This window comes from Salegentibacter sp. T436 (assembly GCF_001932675.1).
GTDB classification, from domain to species: Bacteria; Bacteroidota; Bacteroidia; order Flavobacteriales; family Flavobacteriaceae; genus Salegentibacter; species Salegentibacter agarivorans.
The window spans coordinates 1,761,513-1,783,285 of record NZ_CP012872.1; the positions used below are offsets into that span (position 1 = coordinate 1,761,513).

Here is a 21,773-nt window from a genome sequence, read left to right on the forward strand (position 1 = left end):
AGAGATTTCCGCCTGCGCGGAAATGACAAACATTAATTATGAAACAACTAACCAAAGCCGAAGAAGAGATTATGCAAATTCTCTGGAAACTGGAGAAAGCCAATGTCGCTTCAATAATAGAAGAAATGCCAGAGCCTAAACCGGCTTATAATACGGTTTCTACCATTGTGAGAATCCTGGAAGACAAAGGTTTTGTAGATCACGAAAAGAAAGGGAAGGGCTATTTGTATTTTCCGCTTTTGGCTCGTGAAACTTATAGCAATCAAAGCATCAATAAATTGATGAACAATTATTTTAACGGCTCCTTTAAAAGTATGGTTTCTTTTTTTATGAAGAAAAACGATATGGACACTAAAGACCTGGAAGCCATTTTAAAAGAAATCAATAAAAAAGAAAAGTAATGTTAGATTATATACTTCAGGTAGTTATGTTTCAACTCGGTTTTTTGCTGATGTATGAACTGCTGCTAAAAAAAGAGACATTTTTTACGATAAACAGGCTGTATTTATTAGTAACACCGCTTGTTTCACTTTTACTGCCATTATTGAAATTTGAAAGTTTATCGGCGCTTGTTCCGGCAGACTCTATTTCTGCACTTTCACAGGTTTTGCTTCCCGAAGTTTATATTGGTGGACAACCAGAGAATATTCAGCAATTGCCTACTGTAAACTTAGTGCAGGAGCAGGGTTTACAAATAAACTGGTGGCTGGTAACCTATGTTTCAGGAGTGGTACTTAGCTTAATTTTATTGCTGAAAAAATATCAAAACTTAAATCATCTATTCCGTTTTAGAAGAATTTCAGAAGATAAAGAGCTACGAATTATTGAAGTTCCAAACTCAAACATTGCCTGTACTTTTTTCAAAACCATCTTTTTAGGTGATAAATTATCTGAAGCAGAAAAGCAGCAAATTTTGTCTCACGAGCTAGTTCACGTAAAACAAAGGCATAGCCTGGACCTGGTATTTTTTGAAGCTTTAAAGATTATATTTTGGTTTAATCCGCTGGTTTATATCTACCAAAGCAGGATTGCCACTTTGCACGAGTTCATCGCCGATGCAAACGTGGTGAAAACCACAACCAAACGCAGCTATTATGAACAGTTGCTTAACACCGCGTTTAACACGCAGAATATTTCATTCATCAATCAATTTTTTAATCATTCATTAATCAAAAAACGAATTATTATGTTACAAAAATCAAGATCAAAAACAATTGCGAAATTCAAGTATTTATTTGTGCTGCCTTTACTCTTTATGATGCTGACTTATGTTTCCTGTTCAGAAAATAGAGAAGGTCTGGAAGAGAATCAGTCCATTTCAGAACAATTAGCAGAAATTAAAATGGCCATTGATGATGGTAAGAAATTATCAGACACCGAAAAGCAGCAATTATTTGAAATTCTAGATGCGATGAGTCAAAATGAAAAGGGATCAACGCCACCACCACCGCCATTGCCGCCTATCGTTACAGAAAAAGAAGTTGGGGTGCCATTTGCAGTAGTAGAAGATGTGCCGGTATTTGTTGGTTGTGAAAACCTAAGTACTAATGAGGAGAGAAAAGAATGTATGAGTCGCCAGATTTCCCAATTTGTAAATAAAAATTTTAATACCGGTTTAGGAAAACAATTAAACTTAAAAGGTGTTAATCGCGTAATTGCTCAATTTAGGATAGATAGAACCGGAGAAGTAGTAGATGTAAAAGCACGAGCTTCACATCCAGCTTTACAGGAAGAAGCCATAAGAGTTATTTCTGAACTTCCACAGATGCAGCCGGGGAAACAAGATGGTAAAGACATAAGTGTGATGTATTCTCTTCCTATAGTTTTTCAAGTAGGTAGCAGTGAATAGAGTTAGTCTAATAATTATTTTAATGTTAGTAGCCTTTAAAGCCGAAGCTCAAACTTCGGCTTTGGCTGTTTCAGACAGTTTGTATGCCGTGGGAGAATATGCTGAGGCCATAAAAAAACTTCAGGAAATAGCTCCTCAAACAGAGAAAACCTACTTAAAACTGGCTAAAAATTATGCTGCCAACCGGCAGCCGGAGATTGCACTTGAGAACTACAAAAAGGTTTTAGACCAAAATCCAGATCGCATTCTAACCACCATAGACTATGGAGAATTACTGGTCAAAACCGGGAAACTGGAAGCTGCCGACAGCCTTTTTAAGGTTTTGAACGAAAAATATCCAAAAAATGCCAGTTTTAAATATCAGCAAGGATTAATCAGGGAAAAACTAAAGGATAGTACTGCGATTCATTTTTTTACGTACACTATAATGCTGGACACCACGCACCAGGCAGCGCTTTATAAAGTAGCTAAAGATAAATTAAGGAACCGGCAGTACACTATGGCAGAGCATTATAGTAAACGCGGACTTCGGGCAAATCCCAATAATCCTTCTTTACTTTCTATTCTGGCACAAACTTATTCTTCTTTGAAACTTTACAAAGAAGCGCTCCAGCCTTATGAAAAGCTGATAGAAATTGGGCAGGATTCAGAATTTATCTATAGTAAACTTGGGTTTGCGTATTATCGACTTAATGAGTATGAAAAAGCAATTAAAAACTATAATAAAGCTTTGGAGATGGAAGACCGAAATTCAGACACACATTATACCCTCGGGAAATTATATGCCCTAACCGGGGATTTAGATAAATCTGAAACCCATTTATTAATGTCTATTCTTATAAAGAAGCAACCGGTAGATGCCGAATATTTGAGTTTGGGACTAACCTATAAGATGCAGGAAAAATATAAAGACGCGTTAGATTATTTTAATAAAGCCCTGGAAGAAAACCCAGATAATGAGAGAGCTTTATACGAACGTGCCGTAGCTGCCGATAATTATATGGCAGACGATTCAACCGTTATAAATTATTACATAGCTTATTTTAATAAATATGAAACCATTGGTAACGATGGAATGTTATACAGGGCAAAAACCCGGGCAAGCGACCTAAAGAAAAAGATGCATTTAGCTGAGAATTAATTTAATTTTCCCCATCGAGCATTTGAAAATAACTTTGAATCAACACCTATGAAATTTAAAATTACTTTACTTTTTTTCAGTCTTTTTCTCATTGCTAATACAGGGCTTTCCCAGGAAGCTTTTGAAATCAATGTTTTTGTAGACGCCGATAAAAATATCTATTTGGAAGAGCAAAAACTGAGCATGAACGAACTTTTAGAAGAAACAAAAACTTTGGTTTATAAGCAGCCAGCGGTGAAATATAACCGACTTGTTTATAATATTTATGCAGACAAGAACCTGAAACACGGTTTTATTATGGATATAAATCATCAACTTTTACGGGCCGTGGAAGGTTTGAAATCAAAAACGAATAAATATCTTTTGGAGTATAAAAACCTGGATCTTGATGAGGCTGCATGGCAGTTAGAAATAAAGTCTTTAAAACTGGATGCAATAGAAGATTAGCTTTTTATTTTCCCCAGCCTTTCTCCTAATTTTCCTTACTTTTGCTTAAAGTCCAAGTGCGTTTGCCAATGAAAAAAGCTTTACTCGATAATCGAGATTTAAATGCTCTGAAACCTATCTCAAGATTTAAGTCTTATTTCTTCTGCCATTCCCTTTTGATTTTGTTTCGACGTGGATTATTTGTAATTGCACTTTTCCTAATTTCCTCCTGTAATTTTGAGACCAAGAAAATTTCTTCTGAAGAGGTGCTGGAACTGGAATCCCGAACACTTAATTGGAAAGAAGTAGACGAATACCCTACTTTTGAAGACTGCCAGGACGAAACCGAACTACTTGCGGCCCGGGAATGTTTTGAGCGGGAAGTAGCCGAAAATATTTATGCTTATCTTTCTAAACAACAACCGGTAGTTACAGAATCTATAGACGATACGCTTTATCTTTACCTGGAAATAAATAGTGCTGGCCGTCCCGAGATCGATTCGGTTAAAATAGATTCTACCTTGAATAATCAACTTCCAGAATTGCGAATGTGGTTAGACCAGAGCATAGATTCTCTACCAAAAATTTATCCCGCCAGTAAGCGCGGTGTACCGGTTTCTACCGTTTTTAAAATGCCAATTGTTATTAAGGCGGAATAGATTAATCCCCAATCACCACATTCCATTTTTTTACCAACCAGCTTTTAATAAGGCCGTTTTTTACATAGGGATCGTTTTCTGCGAAAGCTTTGACAATTTTATCAGAGTCAGCTTTAAAAACTAATACCGCTTCGTTTGCCGAGTCGATGGCTCCTCCAAGTATTAAATAGCCTTCATTAAAATATTCGGTGGCGTGATTTAAGTGTTCTTTTCGGTATTTCACCCTTTCCTCCAGGTAATTATCAGAGGTGATATAATCTAAAATATAATAATTCATCTTTAGTTTTTAAATTGTCTTCCCTTCCAGGAAAAGTCCGAAAATAGGGATTTAACCCCGACGTAAGTGCTAAAAAAAGGATAAAAGATGCTGCTCCAAAAATAACTTCGCAATACTGTTTCTCGCTGAAAAAATTTAGCTGAACTGTAGATCAGTATAAAATCAAGATTAAATTTTATTAGAAAAATAATCAAAATAGGCTGGTAGGGCAGGATTTGAAAGAAGACTAAAAAAAGAGCGATCACAAGACTTAGGTTCATCAAAAGTACGCTTACTCCGGTGAATTTTGCAAATAAACCTTTATAAGCCGGCGCTTTAGAAGCCCAACGAATTCGCTGTGACACCAAATTACCAAAACTTTGTTGAGGTTTGGTATAAACGAGTACTTCTTTACTTTTTAAAAACCCGATTTTATAATTCTCCTGTTGAAATTTTTGAAGCAAAAAAACATCATCACCGCTTGCAATGTTATCATTTCCGGTAAACCCTGAAACTTCTAAAAAGGCATCTTTCTCATAACATAAATTTGCGCCATTGCACATAAATGCTTTCCCGATACCGAAGGCTCCGGCAGTAGATGCCTGCAGACTTAAAACATCTAACTCTTCAAAGTTCCTTAAGATATTTTTACGTTTTATATTTGTGTTTGCTGTTGGAAGAGAACTTAAAGCCACCGGCCCGGCAATGAGTTTATTTCCGGTTTTAAGGATAAAATCATTGTAGCTTTTTAACCAGTTTTTAGGAATCTTACAGTCGGCATCTGTGGTAATTATATATTCAAAATTAGCAGAATTAATCGCAGTGTTAATGGCGTTTTTTTTTGGAGAATTGGAAACCCGTTTGTTTTCTAAAAGTTTTACACCGAATTCTGAATGATTCTCCTGAAATTCCTCGATGATTTCCACCGAATTATCTTCAGATTCATCGTTCACCAGGAGTATTTCAAACTTAGATTCAGGATAATTTATCCGGGATAAGGAATTCAATAAATTCGGTAAATTTTCAGTTTCATTTCTAAAAGGAACAATGATCGAAAACCGAATTTCCGCAGGGGAACTTTCCGAAGAGAATTCAGGAATTTTTTTCCAGCCGTAAAGCAGCATTAGCATTAAAACCGAATAACAAATACAGATTATGATAAAGATGAACATACTCGGTTTTTAAAGTCTTAATTTCCCTGTAAAGTAAATCAAATCACTGCAAATTGAAGAGCAGTAGAAAGAGAAAATATCTTAACTATGGCGTATTTGAAATCTCGCTTAGCGAGTAAGGAAATGAAATTGCTTAGCTTTGCTAAGCTACCTATAATTTGGTGAATTTTAAATTGAAAAAAGTATTTTGAAAAGCGAAAGAATCATTTTAGGAATTGATCCCGGTACCACCATTATGGGCTTCGGACTCATAAAAGTGGAAAACAAGCAGATGAAATTTATGCAGCTAAACGAGTTGCAGCTAAGTAAATACAGCGATCATTACGTTAAACTAAAATTGATTTTTGAACGTACCATAGAGTTGATAGATACTTATCATCCAGATGAAATTGCAATTGAAGCCCCGTTTTTTGGTAAAAATGTACAATCTATGCTTAAGCTGGGAAGGGCACAGGGCGTGGCTATGGCCGCCGGACTTTCAAGAGAAATACCAATTACTGAATATTTACCCAAGAAAATTAAAATGGCAATTACCGGGAATGGGAATGCCAGTAAAGAGCAGGTGGCAAAAATGCTGCAAAGTTTATTAGGTTTGAAATCATTACCAAAGAATCTCGACTCAACCGACGGACTTGCAGCTGCGGTTTGTCATTTTTACAATTCAGGTATAACCGAAGTGGGGAAAAGCTATTCCGGTTGGGCTGCCTTCGTAAGGCAAAATGAGCCACGAGTTCAGACCCCTAACCCCCAAAGGGGGAAAACCTCTGGCCCCCCAAAGAAAAAATGAAATTCCCAGACCAGAAGTAGGGTGTTTATGAATTAATGAAAGAGGTTAAAATTTTGAGAGAAAAGTTATTATATGGAATTGCTGATAACTCCTCCCCTTCGGGGAGGCCGGGAGGGGCTGCGGGCTTGTACATTCACATTCCTTTCTGTAAGCAGGCTTGTCACTATTGTGATTTTCATTTCTCTACCTCTTTAAAAAAGAAGGGAAAGCTTGTGGAAATGTTATGTAGGGAATTAGTGCTGCGGAAAAATGAGCTTAACTCTCCTGAAATCCAGACGATCTATTTTGGTGGCGGAACTCCCAGTTTGTTAGAAGCGGAGGAACTTCAACAAATTTTTGAGACTATTTACTCGAATTATAAGATTGCTGAAAATCCTGAAATAACCCTGGAAGCAAATCCCGATGACTTAACCGAAGAAAAGTTGAAAATGCTTAAGGCTTCTAAAATAAACCGGTTGAGTATTGGAGTTCAATCTTTTTTTGAAGAAGATTTAAAGCTGATGAACCGCGCGCATAACTCCGAGGAAGCTTTAAAAAGTATAAAACTCGCAAAATCATATTTCGATAATATTTCTATAGATCTTATCTACGGAATCCCGGGAATGAGTGTACAACAATGGCAGCGAAATATAGAAATTTCGTTAGAACTTGGTGTACCGCATATTTCCAGTTATGCACTTACCGTAGAACCGAATACCGCGCTTCAAAAATTTATTGAAAGAGGAAAAATAAAACCGGTAGATGATGAAGCCGCTAAACTTCATTTCGAAATCCTGGTGGAAACCCTTACAAAAAATGGTTTTGAACATTACGAGTTTTCTAATTTCGGCAAGCCTGATTATTTTTCAGAAAACAACACTGCATATTGGCTGGGGAAACCTTATTTAGGTATTGGTCCTGCCGCGCATTCTTATGATGGGGATTCCAGGAAATGGAACATCTCCAATAATCCTTTATATATAAAAGCCCTGGAAAATGATAAAATTCCCCAAGAAACTGAGACCTTATCGCTTTCAGATAAATACAACGAATATGTAATGACGCGGCTTCGCACAAAATTTGGAGTAGAGCTTGCTGAGGTTTCCGGGAAGTTTGGAGAAAAATATAAAGCCCATTTTTTGGAACTTGCTAAACCGTTACAAAAGGAAGATCTACTTCGGGAACAAAATGGGATCTATCATATTACTTCCAAAGGGAAATTTTTAAGCGACGGGATTGCTGCAGATTTGTTTTTCCTGGATTAAGAAATGCTTGTTTTTGACTTTCAATTTAAAAACTATACAACAAACTCAAACCTCGTCAAGCTGAATTTATTTCAGCTTCTAACATGTTCTAGTTACTAAAAACTTAGATCCCCGAACAAAATCGGGGCAGGCTCTGAAACAAGTTCTGGATGACAATCAGATGACATTTGCCAAAGATTCTTATTATTCCATTTTCATATTTAATAGCAGAAACTTTTTAATACATTTATCTTGTGAAAGCAAGTATAGAACTCAACAGGAAAACTTACGAAACCGATCTTTCCAAACCAATTGATATTTCCATTGGTTTGCGGGGCGATGCTAAAAACCCGGTGGCCTGGTATTTAGATGCTCCTAAAATAAATCCGGTTAAAGACGGTGATTTTATTGGGAAAGTTTCAGAAGGAGCCTCGGTTAATTTTAATAATATTCAGTTTAATCCGCACGCTCACGGTACGCATACCGAATGTGTAGGTCATATTTCCAGGGAATTTTACAGCGTCAATCAAACCTTAAAAACTTTCTTCTTTCTTTCTAAACTGATTTCAGTAGAGCCTGAAACAAGAGGAGAAGATAAGGTGATTTCCGAGGCAATTTTGAGGGAGAAAATTCAGCCTAATGAAACGGAAGCTTTAATTATACGCACGCTGCCCAATTTCAGGGAAAAGCAGACTAAAAAATATTCACATACCAATTGGCCTTATCTTAGTGAAGAGGCCGCGGTTTATCTTAGAAATTCCGGTGTAAAACATTTGCTTATAGATTTACCTTCGGTAGATAAGGAAAAGGATGGCGGGAAATTATTGGCGCATAAAGCTTTTTGGAATTATCCGAAAAACACTCGGTTTGATGCTACTATTACCGAACTTGTGTATGTTCCTAATTCTATTGAGGATGGGGATTATTTGCTAAACCTGCAAATAGCTTCTTTTGAAAACGATGCCAGCCCCTCAAAACCTGTTTTATATAAATTCTTATGAAAATAACACTCGCACTTGAAGAACTCGGAATGTTAATATTGGGAATCTTCGCTTTTAGCCGATTAGACTTTGCCTGGTGGTGGTTTTTAGTTTTATTTTTTACACCAGATTTTGGAATGCTTGGATATCTCTTCAATAATAAAATTGGTGCTTTAATTTATAACCTTTTTCATCATAAAGGATTTGCGATTTCAATCTGGTTCCTGGGATTTTACCTGCAAAATGAAGTATTTCAATTAATAGGTGTAATTTTGTTTTCACACGCGGCTTTTGATCGTATTTTAGGCTACGGGCTCAAGTATGAAAAAGGCTTCAAGTTCACTCATTTGGGAGAAATAGGAAATTAATATGGAATTTTTATTTATCGGATTGGCCGTGGGAGCGGTCGTGGCTTATTTTATTTTTGCCAGGTTTAATAAGGAGAAATCAAAGCTTAAAACCAATGAGCAGTCGTTGGTGATTATGGATAAAATAAGGAGTGTTTGCAAATTTATAACCGTTGAAGGCGATTTTTCTGAAGTCTATCATTACGAGAATTTAAAGGAAAAATACCTGAGTTTGCTCTTAGGAAAGAAAAAGGCCATAGTGTTGGTTAATGCCAAAGCACACGTAGGTTTTGACCTTAGTAAAGTGCGAATGAATAGCGAGAATGAAAAGAAAACCATTGTGCTCACCAATTTTCCGCAGCCCGAATTACTTACTGTAGAAACAGATTTTAAATATTATGATAAGCGCGAGGGATGGGCAAATCCGTTCACTACTTCAGATCTTACTGATATTAACCGCGACGCCAAAAACTATATAGTTGATAAAATTCCCCAAAGCGGACTTTTAGACCAGGCGAGAAAAGAGGCGCTGGATACTATTTTATTGATGGAAAAAATAGTGGAAACCATAGGTTGGAAGCTAGATTATACCGCGCTGACTTTAGAAGATAGAAATCAAGCGAAGATTGAAAATTAGACGGTGACGTCATCCTGAACTCGTCACTTCGAGCTTAGTCGAGAAGTCAGGATCTAGCATATTGATTATTAGATAGATTTCCGTCTTCACGGAAATGACAATTCTTAAATATATGGACATCGAAACCCTTAGAAACTACTGCATCAGTAAAAAAGGCGTGACAGAAGGCTTACCTTTTGGTCCAGATACGCTGGTTTTTAAAGTTATGGGCAAGATGTTTGCACTGACTGGTCTTGATGCGATTCCACTAAGTGTAAATTTAAAATGTGATCCTGAAACAGCGATAAGATTGCGGGAAGAATACGAGAATAATATTTTACCCGGTTACCATATGAACAAACAGCATTGGAACACAGTGATCCTGGATGGTCACTTAAAGCCCGATTTTATTTTTCAATTAGTAGACGATTCTTACAATTTGGTAGAAGCGGGATTAACCAAAAAGCAACAACAAGAACTTAAAGATTTAGATGAATAACCCATTAGAATTTTATTCAAAGCAAAAAGAAATACACCAGCAGGAATTAAGCAAGATCTCCAAAAAATTGCTGATCTCCAGTTTAATCAGGCTTTTTATTTTTCTAGCAATATGTTTTACGATCTATTATTTTTTCGGAAATATGAATGTGATCGTTCCTGTAGTTATTGGTGGGATTGCACTTTTTTTATTCCTGGTTTCCAGGCACAGCAATCTTAAAGATAAGAGTGATAAGCAAAAGGAAATCATCAAGCTAAACGAACTGGAAATTGATATTTTAAAAACCCGGAATTTTCAGGATTTACCCGAAGGCAGTGAATTTGAAAATCCCGTTCATCCTTACAGCCAGGATATCGACTTATTTGGAAGGGGTTCCTTTTTCCAGTATTCCAACCGAACCGCACTTTATGAAGGTACTAAAAAGCTTGCTGGTATTTTTACTGAAAATAGCATAGAAGATATTTCTCAGAAACAGGAAGCCGTTAAAGAACTTGCAACTAAAGCTGAATGGAGGCAGGAATTTACGGCCTTAGCCAGATTGGTAAAAACTGAGACCCCATCAAAAACCGTCATTAAATGGTTTAAAAATTATAAAAATTTTGTTCCGAATTATATGAAATGGTTGCCCACTGTCTTTTCGGTGATTTCCATTCTAGTGATCGCGGGTTATTCTTTTGATTATTTAAAGGGAATTCATCTTTTTCTGTGGTTCTTAGCCGGCTTACTTTTTACAGGAATTTACCTGAAGAAAATCAATTTACTTTCGGGGAGCGTAAGTAAAGTTCAGGATACTTTTCATCAATATCATTTGTTGCTGGAACTTCTTGAAAAAGAAGATTTTTCTTCAGAAATTTTAAAGAAAAACCAGTCGCTTATTCATTCAGAAAAGAAAAAGGCATCCGCAATTTTCAAAGAATTTTCCAAAGCGATCGATGCATTAGACCAGCGAAACAATATGATTTTTGGCATTTTTGGTAACGGTTTTTTACTCTGGGATCTTCGCCAGAGTTATAAACTAGAAAAATGGATTTCAGCATACCGCCAAAACGTTGAAAAATGGTTTGAGGTAATTGAATTTACCGATGCTTATAATTCCCTGGGGAATTTCGTGTTTAATCATCCAGACTATGTTTTTCCTGAAATCATCAACGAAAAAAAGGGAATTTCAGCTAGCAAAATGGCACATCCGCTTTTAGATCCTAAAAAGAGGGTTGCCAATGATTTTGCGATTGGAGACGAAGAATTCTTTATTGTTACAGGCGCGAATATGGCCGGGAAGAGTACATTTTTAAGAACGGTTTCCCTTCAAATTTTAATGAGCAATATTGGGCTTCCGGTTTGTGCTGAAGCTTGTAAGTATTCGCCGATTAAACTCATTACCAGTATGCGCACCAGTGATTCGTTAAATGACGACGAATCTTATTTCTTTTCAGAATTAAAACGCTTAAAATTTATAGTAGACGAGATTAAAACCGATCGGTATTTTATTATTCTTGATGAAATTTTAAAAGGAACCAATAGTAGCGATAAAGCTATAGGCTCTAAAAAGTTTATCAGGAAACTGGTGAACTCTAATTCAACCGGAATCATTGCTACCCATGATTTGAGTTTGTGCGAAATTACTTCGGAATTAAGTCAGGTGAAAAACCACTATTTTGATGCTGAAATTATCAATGATGAGTTACATTTTGACTATAAATTTAAAGATGGAATTTGCCAGAATATGAATGCCTCATTCCTTCTAAGGAAAATGGAGATTGTTGATGATTAAATGCTAGAATTAAGGATTTTGGAACCTTTTCTAAGCTTTAGTTGAGATTATATGGAATGTCTTATTTTCGTCAAGCTGAACTTGTTTCAGCTTCTAACATGATCTTATCAACGTATTAGATCCTGAAACAAGTTCAGGATGACGTGATTAAAACTTTATTACTATCTAGTTTTCTTTTGGAAAAGTAGAAGTTACAAATCAGAGAAGAAAAAAGTCATAAATGGATTCACTAACACAAATAGTCTTAGGCGCTGCGGTTGGCGAAGCGGTTCTGGGGAAAAAAGTTGGAAACAAAGCGATGCTTTATGGAGCCATTGCGGGCACAATTCCCGATCTGGATACTTTTGCCAGCGCTTTTACCGATACTATTACCGCTATTGAAATTCACCGCGGCTTTACACATTCCATCGTATTTTCTATACTTTTTGCACCCATTTTTGGTTGGCTAATTTCAAAGATTGAAAAGAAATCTATTGCAACCTGGCAAAACTGGTCCTGGTTGATGTTTTGGGGCTTTTTTACGCATCCGCTTCTAGATTCTCATACAACCTGGGGAACACAGTTATTTTGGCCTTTAGAAGTCCGTTTGGCCTATAAGAACATTTTTGTAATAGACCCTTTATACACTTTGCCATTTTTAGTGTTCTTAATCCTGGCGATGCGACAAGCAAAAGGAACTGAAAAAAGAAGAAAACTAAATAATCTTGGCCTCTTAATAAGTAGTATTTATTTGTTAGTTATTACCCCGGCCTTAAAACTTTATACGTTTGATAAGTTTACTGAAGCTTTGGAAAACCAGGATATTGCCTATTATAAAATTGAAACGAAGCCGGCCCCGCTAAATGCTGTTTTATGGTCGGCTAACGTGGAAGTTGAGGATGCATATTTAATTGGGAACTATTCAATTTTTGATACGCAACCAATAGAGTTCGTAGCACATCCTAAAAACCATCGTTTGCTTGGAGACTGGATTGAAAAGCGAAATGTAAAACGGCTTATTGATATTTCGGAAGGTTGGTATACCATTTCAGAAAGAGAAGGAGAAATCTATTTTAACGATCTTCGTTTTGGGACTTTAAGCCCGATAGCCAGGGCAGATGCCGACTTTGCTTTTAGCTATAAACTGATTAAAGAAAATGGCGAAATTAAAGCCATAGAAACTGAAAAGACCAGGGGAGATGCAAAGGAATTATTATCGCAGCTGGGGAATAGGATGTTGGGAAATTAAATTATTCAAGATCATGATTTCACAATTGTTTCAATAAAATATCGATATATTTTAAAGAAATCATCCAGCCGCGCGTCATTGCGAAGAAAGAATGACTGAAGCTATCTTTTCAGATCGTGGGAAAAACTTCTAAATAAAAGATTACCACGCTCCTTCGTCGCTTGTAATGACTACTAGAAACGATGATCGAATATTATAAGATAATATAGGAGATTCATAATGCCTGGAAGAAAATACCTATTCTATCAAAATTGGTGTCATTGCGAAGGAAAAATGACTGAAGCAACCTCTATCGATTTAATCGGTAGACTTTAGTATTTAGACGCTAGTTTCATTATATCAAACGCCTAACAACTACAGACTATTGACTAAAATATTCGTGTATTCATGGCAATACAACTCCCTTACCAATTTCCTTAGAAACCTTATCTTTATTGAAAATTCTACTTTTTTATGAAAAAACTTTTCAGCATTGCCCTCGCTTTCGTATGTATTTCCTTTCTATCTGCACAGGAAGCTTCAGAAAAATTGGATTCCATCCTTAGTGAAATAGAAGATCATAAAGCTTACGATCGTGAAGAATTTCCTTTGGGATTATTTACCGAGAAATATTACAAAGAAGAATCGGAATTTGCTGAGAAGCAGTTGGAGCAACTCCAGGAAATAAAGGCCGATTCTTTAAGTGAAACCGAAAAGATTTCTCTGGAAATGCTAAAATTCAAGCTTCAGGAAACCGTAGATCGCTATAAATACGAAGCTTATTTAAATCCGTTGCTTTCAGATTCGGGATTTCATTTAAGCCTTGCTTACCAGGTTAGAGATTTAAATAATTATAATCAGGTAAAAGCATATTTGAATAAATTAAATGCGATTCCCACTTATGTAGATCAGCATTTCGTCTTATTGCGTGAAGGATTACAAAAAGGAAATACTCAGCCCAGAATAATTTTTGAAGGATACGAATCTACTTATAACGACCAAATCGTGGAAGATCCAAAAGAAAGCTACTTCTATGAACCTTTTGAAAATCTTCCGAAAACGCTTTCTGAAGTGCAAAAAGATTCTGTTTTAAAAGCCGCAGAAGAGGCAATTGGTAAGAATGTGATTCCCCAGTTTAAAAGAATTAAAACATTTTTTGAAACTGAATATCTACCAAATACGCGAAAAAGTTTAGGCGTTTCTGAAATTCCAAATGGAAGGGAATATTACCAAAACAGGCTGGATTATTATACCACTTTAGATTTATCGGCAGAAGAAATTCATCAAATTGGTTTAGAGGAAGTAGCGCGAATTAATTCAGAAATGAAAAAAATAATAGCTGAAGTTGAGTTTGAGGGTAGTTTCGAAGAATTCATTCATTTTTTAAGAACCGACGTACAATTTTACGCTAAAACCGGGGACGAATTATTAATGGAAGCACGTGATATTGCTAAGCGTATTGACGAGAAACTTCCAGCTTATTTTAAAACCTTACCAAGAAAACCTTACGGAGTGACAAAAGTACCTGATGCTATAGCGCCAAAGTATACCACGGGGCGTTATATTGGTGCTTCAAACGAAACACAGCCGGGCTATTACTGGGTGAATACCTATAATTTATCTAATCGTCCGTTATATGTTTTACCTTCTTTAACCGCCCACGAAGCCGTGCCGGGACATCATTTACAGAACGCGTTAAATGCCGAATTAGGCGACAGTATTCCAAAATTCCGAAGAAATATGTATTTATCGGCTTATGGAGAAGGTTGGGGCTTGTATTCTGAGTTCTTAGCTGAAGATATGGGGATTTACACTACGCCATACGAGATGTTTGGTAAGCTTACTTACGAACAATGGCGTGCTTGCCGATTAGTTATCGATACAGGAATTCACGCAATGGGTTGGAGTAGGGATGAAGCGGTAGAATATTTCGAGAAAAATACGGCGCTTTCTATGCATAATATCAATACAGAGGTAGATCGCTATATTTCCTGGCCTGGCCAGGCTGTTTCCTATAAAATAGGAGAAATTAAAATCAGGGAATTGCGTAAAAAAGCAGAAGAAGCCCTTGGGAGTGATTTTGATATTCGCGATTTCCACGAAGTGATTTTAGAGCAGGGTGTGGTTACGCTGCCAATTTTGGAAGAACGGGTGAATGCGTTTATTGAAAGTAATAACGATTGATAGGTACCAAAAATTAAATAAAGAACCTCTTCGATATTAGATCGAAGAGGTTCTTTATTTTTTAATCAGTTTTTCTAATTCTCTTTATCGGTTAAACTTACTACTGGTCTTTCCTTACTGTTATAAGTAATTTCCACATTCACCTTTTTTTGATCTTCCACCAATTCTCGTGCTTTTTGCGGTTCAATAATATTCCCCTGGTAATAAAAAGTCGCACCATCTGCCAGTAATTTTTCAAAGCTTGGTGGAGCCGGCGGTGGTGGAGGAAGAATTTCAAATTTGGATTGCACGGCATTTTCCTTTTGTTCGAGGGTCATTAGACTTAAGATTTCTATAATCCGGTTATGATTTTTTTTGTTTAATCATTCCCGTCTCATTTAAATTCCTGATGATTTTATTATACTCTGCAATCATCTCAGGTGTGGCTTTTTTATTTTCAACCACTTCTATAATTTCTACTTCAGGAAAAATTTCCGCATTTTTTTTCTGCTCTGGAGACATAAGATTATAAATTTCGCGCATTTTATTATAACCTAGAATCGTAAAATGGAAATAAAAAAAAGTGATGTATTTTACTTATATTTAAGTTGTTAACACAAAATATAAAATAAAACAAACATCACTTTGAAGGTGAAAAGTACAAAGAATAAACTAAACGGAAAAGCGAAAGTTGTAAAGCATTCATTCTCAGGGAATCGTCTTACTAAATACGCAGGTCTCAACCCTATCCTCCGATTTATGAACAAACAGGGCTTGGTGCAAATGTTCAGTAGTTCCTTCCCCACCCACTGGCAAAACGCCACAAAATTCGGTAAAGATCAGATTTTATTAGTTATTGTAATGGCCTCCATAAGCGGAGTCAGTCGGATCAAAAAAATCTCCAACTTCAGTAATGATGGACTGATTAAGACCTTATTGAAACTTGACAAAGGTATAAACCAGAATGCAATATCGGCCACCTTAAAAAAAATGGGACAAGGTGGTGCACGCAAGTTACAGGAGCTGTTACTTGGCAAAAATGCAGCTTGGTTGAAAAAGAGCAAATTGGCCAGCATAACTTTGGATGCCGATTCGACCGTCAAAACAGTTTGCGGCAATCAGACAGGGGCCGCCAAAGGATATAATCCTATAAAGAAAGGTTCCAGGAGCTATCATCCACTCTTGATTTTTGTAAGCGAATTAAAAATGCTCTACCACAGTTGGTTCAGGACCGGTTCAGCCTTTACTTCCAACGGTATCACGGATTTTTTACAGGAAGTCAAAGCCAGTCTGCCCAATACTGTCGATAAGGTATTCTTCCGTGCCGACAGTGGCTTTTTCTCTGGAGATCTCTTTGACTTGTTGGAGGATTACAACTGGGACTATTTGGTAAAGGTAAAGCTGAAAAATCTCAAAAAACTGCTGGAAAGGCAAGAATGGACAATGATAGATATGGAAAAGGATATTGCCATCTGTGAGTTCTCCTATAAAGCGAAAGGCTGGAAAAAGACCAGGAAGCTCAAGGCCGTACGTACGGTCAAAGAGTATATAGAGGTGGAGTTTCTTGGAGGACGGGATGTTGTTCCGTTGTACCAATATGCCTGTTATATCAGTAGCTATGACAAAGATGCCACACAACTGCACGAGATATATAAGCTGCGTTCGATCAGCGAAACCTGGATTGAACAAGTGAAAAGTCATACCATGGCCGGAGGTACATTAACTAATAACTTCTGGGCAAATGATATCCTCTGGCAATTAGGAGTCTTAGCTTATAATATTTCTTTAATGATGCGCCAGAAGAAAGACAGGTTCAAAAAACAGGAACACCGTACCTTTATGGAATGGTTTGTCGAGGTTCCGGCAAAGGTAACTTCAAGTGGCCGCAGTATAGAGCTTAAGATGTACGAAAATCATTTCTTTAGAGAGGACTGGGAGGAAATGACGAGTTTACTCGAAGCCGCATAACCAAAACAAAAAATCAATATCATCATACATATGCACAGGGATAGGTATGTCCAAAAAATACGTAAAAACAAAAAAATCCCAAAGACACAATAAAAATTACCCCTAAAATAATTATGTCTCCAGAATATTCAGACCAAAATCATAAAAAACATCATTACCAACCAATTCGAAGAAATGACTTTAGCCTAAAAAGTTCGTTTTACATTTTTAGGTATAATCAGTAACTTCGACAGGCTTAGCATCCTGCGAATTATACGACTTAGCGATCTCGTTGTACTCACTTACCATTTCTGGGGTAGCTTTTTCTGCAGATTGACTATTGACAACAGGTTCACGATTTGTTTTTTCCTCTTCCTCCCTCGTGCTACAACTGTAAATTAATAATCCGATTAAAGGCAAAAGAAGTAAACCTTTTGTCCAAATTGTTTTTTTAGATGTTTGTGTTTTCATAACTATAAAACGTTTTTTGATTGATGAATAATTAATGGGATTTACAAAGTCACTATGTAAATGTCCTGATGAAAATGATAATAATGTGGTTTGATATTCGGCTTTTTGAATTCCTTTTTTAAGTACCTCGCGGTCGGCCAGGAACTCGTGATTGAGTTTGATGAAATCTATTAAGAAAAATATTAGCGGATTTATCCAGAAAATAATCTGCAGAAATTCCACGAAAAGAATATCCAAACTGTGTCTTTGATTAGCGTGTGCTTCTTCGTGAATAATTACTTCCTTTGGAATTTGTTTTTGATCATACTTCTTTTTGTTTAGAAAGATATAATTCAAAAAAGTATGTGGATCAATCTCTTCCCGTACTAGTATTCTCGTTGAACCTTCTTTCTTTACTTTGGGATTCCTCCTAACCTTCAATAATAATTCTTTTAGATTTCTTATAAATTTTATACTGAAGAAAGTCACTCCCAATGCATAGATGGTCCAAAGAATGAACGGCAGGTAATCCATAAAAGATAGATCTTCTGCTATTGAGATTTCCTCGGAAGATTGAAGTAAGGCAGGGTCAAAATTTTGAGAAGTAGGTTCAATATAGGTAGTAATGGTAATAAGGGGAATTCCAATAGATGCTATTACCGCAAAGAGTAAATAAAAACGCTTGAACGTATGCATATCCTCTTTCTCAAGAAGCAACTTGTAAAAAAGAAGTAAAGTAGTCAGGATCGTTACAGATTTTAAAATATACCATTCCATAACTACTTATTTTTTATTTCGTTATCTATTAACTTCTTTAAATCCTCCAATTCTTCTTTAGTTAAATTGGTCTCCCTGGTGAAAAATGAAGCAAACTGGGAAGCAGAATCATTGAAAAAATTCTTAATAATTCCATTAAACTGTTTAGAGAAGTAATCTTTCTTTTTTACCAGGGGAAAATATTCTCGGGAACGGCCATATTGTTTGTAGTCCACGAAACTTTTGTCCTGCATCCTTTTTAAAAGTGTGGCAATAGTTGTAGGTGCGGGTTTAGGTTCTGGGTATGCTTCTATAAGGTCTTTCATAAAAGCCTTTTCCTGTTTCCAGAGGATTTGCATTAATTGTTCTTCAGATTTTGAAAGACTCATTTTCTACAAGTTTAGATCGTTCTCTACAAATGTAGAATAATTATTTAATTCTACAAACATAGAATTAAATAATTTTAAAATCTCCTTTAATCAGCTGAGTTACATTGAAATGTTTTTTTCAAAGTAAGATGAATTGGATAATGATGAAGATTATTTAACTAATGAATAGGCTACTTATGAAATTGCGAAATGGCTGAAGAAGTAATTTCTTCTTTAATACCTATCTTCGCGACTTCAAAAATCAAGTATGAATTTAGAAAAAGAATTAAGAGAACGCAGCGATAGTACCTGCGAACTTTGTAGCGCTACAGATAATTTACAGGTTTATAGCCTTGAGAATTTCCCGGGAGAAGCTACCGATGGAAGTTTTATGGCGTGCCACGTTTGCACCGATCAGCTGGAAGATTTTGATAAAGTTGAGGTAAATCACTGGCGTTGTTTAAACGATTCTATGTGGAGTACGGTTCCTGCTGTTCAGGTAACTGCTTTTCAAATGCTAACCAGACTTAAATCTGAAGGCTGGCCCCAGGATTTACTGGATATGATGTATATGGAAGACGAGCTGAAAGCTTTTGCTAAATCCCAGTTGGTCTCCAAAGAAAGTACTACACCGGAAGTTATTCATAAAGACAGTAATGGAGCAGTAATCGAAGCCGGTGACACCGTGGTGCTTACTAAAGATTTAAATGTGAAAGGCAGTAGTTTAACCGCTAAACGTGGAACTGCTGTGCGCCGGGTTTCTTTAGTACACGATAATGCAGAACAAATTGAGGGAAAGGTAGAAGGACAGCAGATCGTAATCTTAACTAAATTCGTTAAGAAAGTATAAGTTGAATCTTTTGAACAGCTACTTCAAATAAGCGTCTTCAATATTTTTCATATAAAAAGCCACGAACACAATTTATATTCGTGGCTTTAAATTTTAAAGAAAAATTAAAGAAGGGAATTTAATAATTTTCGCTTCTTAATTTTTACTCCGCTCCGGCGTCTTCTTTCAAAAAGTTGTATTTCTTAGAATACTCCAGCATTTGCCCTTCAAAGCTTTCAGGCTGAGTTACCTTAATAGTCGTAATTTCACCACTTTCGTCCGTTTCGGTTACAAGCTCAGGATTTACAAAACCGCTGTAAGGCGCTGACTTAAAGACTGCATTTCGTTCTAAAACTTCTTTGTGAATTTCCTGATCTACTTTTACACCATAATTTTCTACCAGGTTTTTGGCAGCTTCGTAATCACCTTCAGATTTAATTCTTTGGGTTTCACGTAATAACTCTCCAAAAAGTTCTCGAAGCTTCTCGTAATCTTTAATGTCGTAATAAGTTTTTCCGTCTTTTTTAACTTTTTCGATCACTCCATCTTCTTTCCCTTTTTCAATAACCCAGGAACTTACCCACATCCTGTTTCTCATGTGAGCTTCCTCAATGTCTTCGCCCATCTCTATCCTGGTTAATTGGCCCAGCATTCCATTCCTGATATAATCGTTGTAAGCCGCTTTCCCCAGCTTCGTATGATCATCAGTTAATCCTAATTCTTCTAATTTTGGATCCATCAGGTAATAAAGTCCCACTAAATCAGCACGACCTTCTTCCATAGTAGAGGCATAACTTTTTAAAGTTTCTTTGGTCTGACCAACTCCCTGATTGATTTTACCCGATGCGTGGCCCACTACTTCGTGAAGTGCAGTATGCAATTTATCGGCCTGTTCGCCGTACTGCTCACTTAACTCAATCTCTTCCTCATCGTGAGAAAACTCTTTAAGTTTTTCGCTTCCGCCAGCTTTGCTATAGGCGTTAATAATATTACCTAAAGAAACAGATTTGCTTCCGTGTTCCTGTCTTATCCAGTTTGCATTAGGAAGATTTACACCAATGGGCGTGCTCGGTGAAGCATCTCCGGCTTCCCCGGCAACAATAACGGTTTTGTAGGTTACGCCAACTACTTCTTCTTTTTTGTGCTCATCCATGATAGGCGCGTTGTCTTCGAACCATTGCACGTTATCTTCCAAAACTTTCATTTTTTGAGACATATCGAAATCTTTTATCTGTACAATATTCTCATAAGAACCGCGGTAGCCTAACGGATCATTATAGACTTCGATAAATCCGTTGATATAATCGATATTTCCCTCTGTGGCTTCAACCCAGGCAACATTATAATCGTCCCAAACTTCAAGATCTCCGGTTTTATAATATTCTATAAGAAGTCCTAAAGCATTAGCTTGTTTTTCGTTTTCGGCAACCGCTTCAGCTTTTTCTAACCATTTGATAATTTCAGAAATTGCATCGCCATATAGACCATCAACTTTGTAAACCTGTTCCTTTAATTGCCCGTTTTCTTTGACAAGTTTAGAATTGAGACCGAAAGAAAGCGGTTTCTCGGGATTAGGGGATTTTTTATTTGCATAGAATTCTTCAACTTCAGCAGCGGTAACATCCGCTCCGTAAAAATTGGTGGCAGATCCCGAAAGTAAACCTTCGGCTTCATCTAAGTTTACTTTTTTAGCGTCCTTATCGTTAAAAATAACTTCTAAAGGCTCTCCACTAAGTTCAGTATTGGTTTCTGATAATAATGTTTCAAGGTATTCTTTATCAAAATCAGGCTTGATCTTATTATTAGAATAATGATGATGAATGCCGTTTGAAAACCAAATTCGTTTTAGGTAGGTTTTAAAAGCTTTCCAATCTTCAGAATTTTTGTCGCCTTCGTAATTGGCATACACATTCTCTAAAGCTTTTCTAATCTTTAGATTGTGTTTGTAGTTTTGAGCCCAAATAATATCTCGTCCCGCAAGGCCTGCCTGGGTAAGATAATAAACTAATTTTTGCTCTTTGAGATCTAGATTTCCCCATCCCGGTATTTCGTACCTAAGAATCTTAATATCTGCGAATTCATCTACTTTAACAGAACTATTCTCTTTAGTTTCGGTTTGTTCCTGGTTAGTATTCGTTTCTTTTTCCCGGTCATTACAGGAAATAAAAATGCTTGCAAGTGCAAGCAGAAAAATTGAAAATTTATGCTTCATTGTGGTGAATATTTAGACTTCAAAGTTAAGAATAATCCTCTTTATGTGAAGCTTCCGGATGTGGAAATCAGCCCCATTGTAATTCCAGAAAACATCTTGGTAATTTCTGAAAAAT

The 21,773-nt window shown here is 36.5% G+C and carries 23 protein-coding genes; 16 read left to right on the plus strand and 7 right to left on the minus strand.

Translation table 11 applies throughout. The features are described from left to right. Positions 1–38 precede the first annotated feature (38 nt). The 5 genes from AO058_RS07740 (at position 39) to AO058_RS07760 (ending at position 4,075) form a co-directional block, all read left to right on the plus strand. Positions 39–401 (plus strand): BlaI/MecI/CopY family transcriptional regulator, encoded by a 363-nt coding sequence (locus tag AO058_RS07740; RefSeq protein ID WP_057482135.1) that lies wholly within the window; start codon positions 39–41, stop codon positions 399–401. After that, on the plus strand, positions 401–1,849 hold the full coding sequence (locus tag AO058_RS07745) for a M56 family metallopeptidase (protein ID WP_075325920.1): 1,449 nt from the start codon (positions 401–403) through the stop codon (positions 1,847–1,849). The genes AO058_RS07740 and AO058_RS07745 overlap by 1 nt, the downstream gene beginning before the upstream one ends. 22 nt (positions 1,850–1,871) lie before the next feature. Beyond that, positions 1,872–2,990 carry a tetratricopeptide repeat protein gene (locus AO058_RS07750; protein WP_075325921.1) on the plus strand — a complete coding sequence of 373 codons (1,119 nt, stop codon included), beginning with the start codon at positions 1,872–1,874 and terminating at the stop codon, positions 2,988–2,990. A gap of 48 nt (positions 2,991–3,038) precedes the next feature. Next, positions 3,039–3,437 carry an ExbD/TolR family protein gene (locus AO058_RS07755; RefSeq protein ID WP_075325922.1) on the plus strand — a complete coding sequence of 133 codons (399 nt, stop codon included), beginning with the start codon at positions 3,039–3,041 and terminating at the stop codon, positions 3,435–3,437. A 68-nt stretch (positions 3,438–3,505) separates the two neighbouring features. Then, on the plus strand, positions 3,506–4,075 hold the full coding sequence (locus AO058_RS07760; protein ID WP_232228901.1) for a hypothetical protein: 570 nt from the start codon (positions 3,506–3,508) through the stop codon (positions 4,073–4,075). A gap of 1 nt (position 4,076) precedes the next feature. Here the strand turns inward: AO058_RS07760 and AO058_RS07765 are convergent, their stop codons facing one another. Further along, positions 4,077–4,352: a YciI-like protein gene (locus AO058_RS07765; RefSeq protein WP_075325923.1), complete on the minus strand. Its 276-nt coding sequence runs from the start codon at positions 4,350–4,352 to the stop codon at positions 4,077–4,079. A 2-nt stretch (positions 4,353–4,354) separates the two neighbouring features. Then, a complete protein-coding gene (locus tag AO058_RS07770; protein ID WP_075325924.1) occupies positions 4,355–5,503 on the minus strand; it encodes a glycosyltransferase family 2 protein in 1,149 nt (382 codons plus the stop codon). A 187-nt stretch (positions 5,504–5,690) separates the two neighbouring features. Between AO058_RS07770 and ruvC the strand changes: the two genes are divergently transcribed. The 9 genes from ruvC (at position 5,691) to AO058_RS07815 (ending at position 15,117) form a co-directional block, all read left to right on the plus strand. Beyond that, positions 5,691–6,290 (plus strand): crossover junction endodeoxyribonuclease RuvC, encoded by a 600-nt coding sequence (gene ruvC / locus AO058_RS07775; RefSeq protein ID WP_075325925.1) that lies wholly within the window; start codon positions 5,691–5,693, stop codon positions 6,288–6,290. Between the two features lie 77 nt (positions 6,291–6,367). Continuing rightward, positions 6,368–7,534, plus strand: a complete 1,167-nt coding sequence (hemW, locus tag AO058_RS07780) for a radical SAM family heme chaperone HemW (protein WP_075327917.1) — start codon at positions 6,368–6,370, stop codon at positions 7,532–7,534. A 233-nt stretch (positions 7,535–7,767) separates the two neighbouring features. Further along, the gene (locus AO058_RS07785) at positions 7,768–8,514 is read left to right on the plus strand and encodes a cyclase family protein (RefSeq protein WP_075325926.1); all 747 of its coding nucleotides are present in this window, start codon (positions 7,768–7,770) and stop codon (positions 8,512–8,514) included. Continuing rightward, positions 8,511–8,861 carry a DUF4260 domain-containing protein gene (locus AO058_RS07790; RefSeq protein WP_075325927.1) on the plus strand — a complete coding sequence of 117 codons (351 nt, stop codon included), beginning with the start codon at positions 8,511–8,513 and terminating at the stop codon, positions 8,859–8,861. The genes AO058_RS07785 and AO058_RS07790 overlap by 4 nt, the downstream gene beginning before the upstream one ends. A gap of 1 nt (position 8,862) precedes the next feature. Then, the gene (locus tag AO058_RS07795; protein WP_075325928.1) at positions 8,863–9,477 is read left to right on the plus strand and encodes a DUF4230 domain-containing protein; all 615 of its coding nucleotides are present in this window, start codon (positions 8,863–8,865) and stop codon (positions 9,475–9,477) included. A 112-nt stretch (positions 9,478–9,589) separates the two neighbouring features. After that, positions 9,590–9,955 carry an MmcQ/YjbR family DNA-binding protein gene (locus AO058_RS07800; RefSeq protein ID WP_075325929.1) on the plus strand — a complete coding sequence of 122 codons (366 nt, stop codon included), beginning with the start codon at positions 9,590–9,592 and terminating at the stop codon, positions 9,953–9,955. Then, the gene (locus AO058_RS07805; RefSeq protein ID WP_075325930.1) at positions 9,948–11,726 is read left to right on the plus strand and encodes a MutS-related protein; all 1,779 of its coding nucleotides are present in this window, start codon (positions 9,948–9,950) and stop codon (positions 11,724–11,726) included. The genes AO058_RS07800 and AO058_RS07805 overlap by 8 nt, the downstream gene beginning before the upstream one ends. A gap of 220 nt (positions 11,727–11,946) precedes the next feature. Further along, positions 11,947–12,954, plus strand: a complete 1,008-nt coding sequence (locus AO058_RS07810; RefSeq protein ID WP_075325931.1) for a metal-dependent hydrolase — start codon at positions 11,947–11,949, stop codon at positions 12,952–12,954. A 453-nt stretch (positions 12,955–13,407) separates the two neighbouring features. Next, the gene (locus tag AO058_RS07815; RefSeq protein ID WP_075325932.1) at positions 13,408–15,117 is read left to right on the plus strand and encodes a DUF885 domain-containing protein; all 1,710 of its coding nucleotides are present in this window, start codon (positions 13,408–13,410) and stop codon (positions 15,115–15,117) included. 74 nt (positions 15,118–15,191) lie between these two features. Here the strand turns inward: AO058_RS07815 and AO058_RS07820 are convergent, their stop codons facing one another. Next, positions 15,192–15,434: a hypothetical protein gene (locus AO058_RS07820; RefSeq protein ID WP_075325933.1), complete on the minus strand. Its 243-nt coding sequence runs from the start codon at positions 15,432–15,434 to the stop codon at positions 15,192–15,194. A gap of 25 nt (positions 15,435–15,459) precedes the next feature. Continuing rightward, the gene (locus tag AO058_RS07825) at positions 15,460–15,639 is read right to left on the minus strand and encodes a hypothetical protein (protein ID WP_075325934.1); all 180 of its coding nucleotides are present in this window, start codon (positions 15,637–15,639) and stop codon (positions 15,460–15,462) included. Between the two features lie 108 nt (positions 15,640–15,747). On the opposite strand from AO058_RS07825, the gene AO058_RS07830 reads away from it, so the two are divergent. Further along, entirely contained in the window at positions 15,748–17,064 is a 1,317-nt protein-coding gene (locus AO058_RS07830) for an IS1380 family transposase (RefSeq protein ID WP_075325430.1), read from the plus strand. 207 nt (positions 17,065–17,271) lie between these two features. Here the strand turns inward: AO058_RS07830 and AO058_RS07835 are convergent, their stop codons facing one another. Then, positions 17,272–18,270 carry a M56 family metallopeptidase gene (locus tag AO058_RS07835; protein WP_075325935.1) on the minus strand — a complete coding sequence of 333 codons (999 nt, stop codon included), beginning with the start codon at positions 18,268–18,270 and terminating at the stop codon, positions 17,272–17,274. Between the two features lie 2 nt (positions 18,271–18,272). After that, a complete protein-coding gene (locus AO058_RS07840; RefSeq protein WP_075325936.1) occupies positions 18,273–18,638 on the minus strand; it encodes a BlaI/MecI/CopY family transcriptional regulator in 366 nt (121 codons plus the stop codon). Positions 18,639–18,885: 247 nt separating this feature from the next. Between AO058_RS07840 and AO058_RS07845 the strand changes: the two genes are divergently transcribed. Further along, positions 18,886–19,467, plus strand: a complete 582-nt coding sequence (locus AO058_RS07845; protein WP_075325937.1) for a PhnA domain-containing protein — start codon at positions 18,886–18,888, stop codon at positions 19,465–19,467. A gap of 142 nt (positions 19,468–19,609) precedes the next feature. Here the strand turns inward: AO058_RS07845 and AO058_RS07850 are convergent, their stop codons facing one another. Continuing rightward, the gene (locus tag AO058_RS07850; RefSeq protein ID WP_075325938.1) at positions 19,610–21,658 is read right to left on the minus strand and encodes a dipeptidyl-peptidase 3 family protein; all 2,049 of its coding nucleotides are present in this window, start codon (positions 21,656–21,658) and stop codon (positions 19,610–19,612) included. Positions 21,659–21,773: the final 115 nt, after the last annotated feature.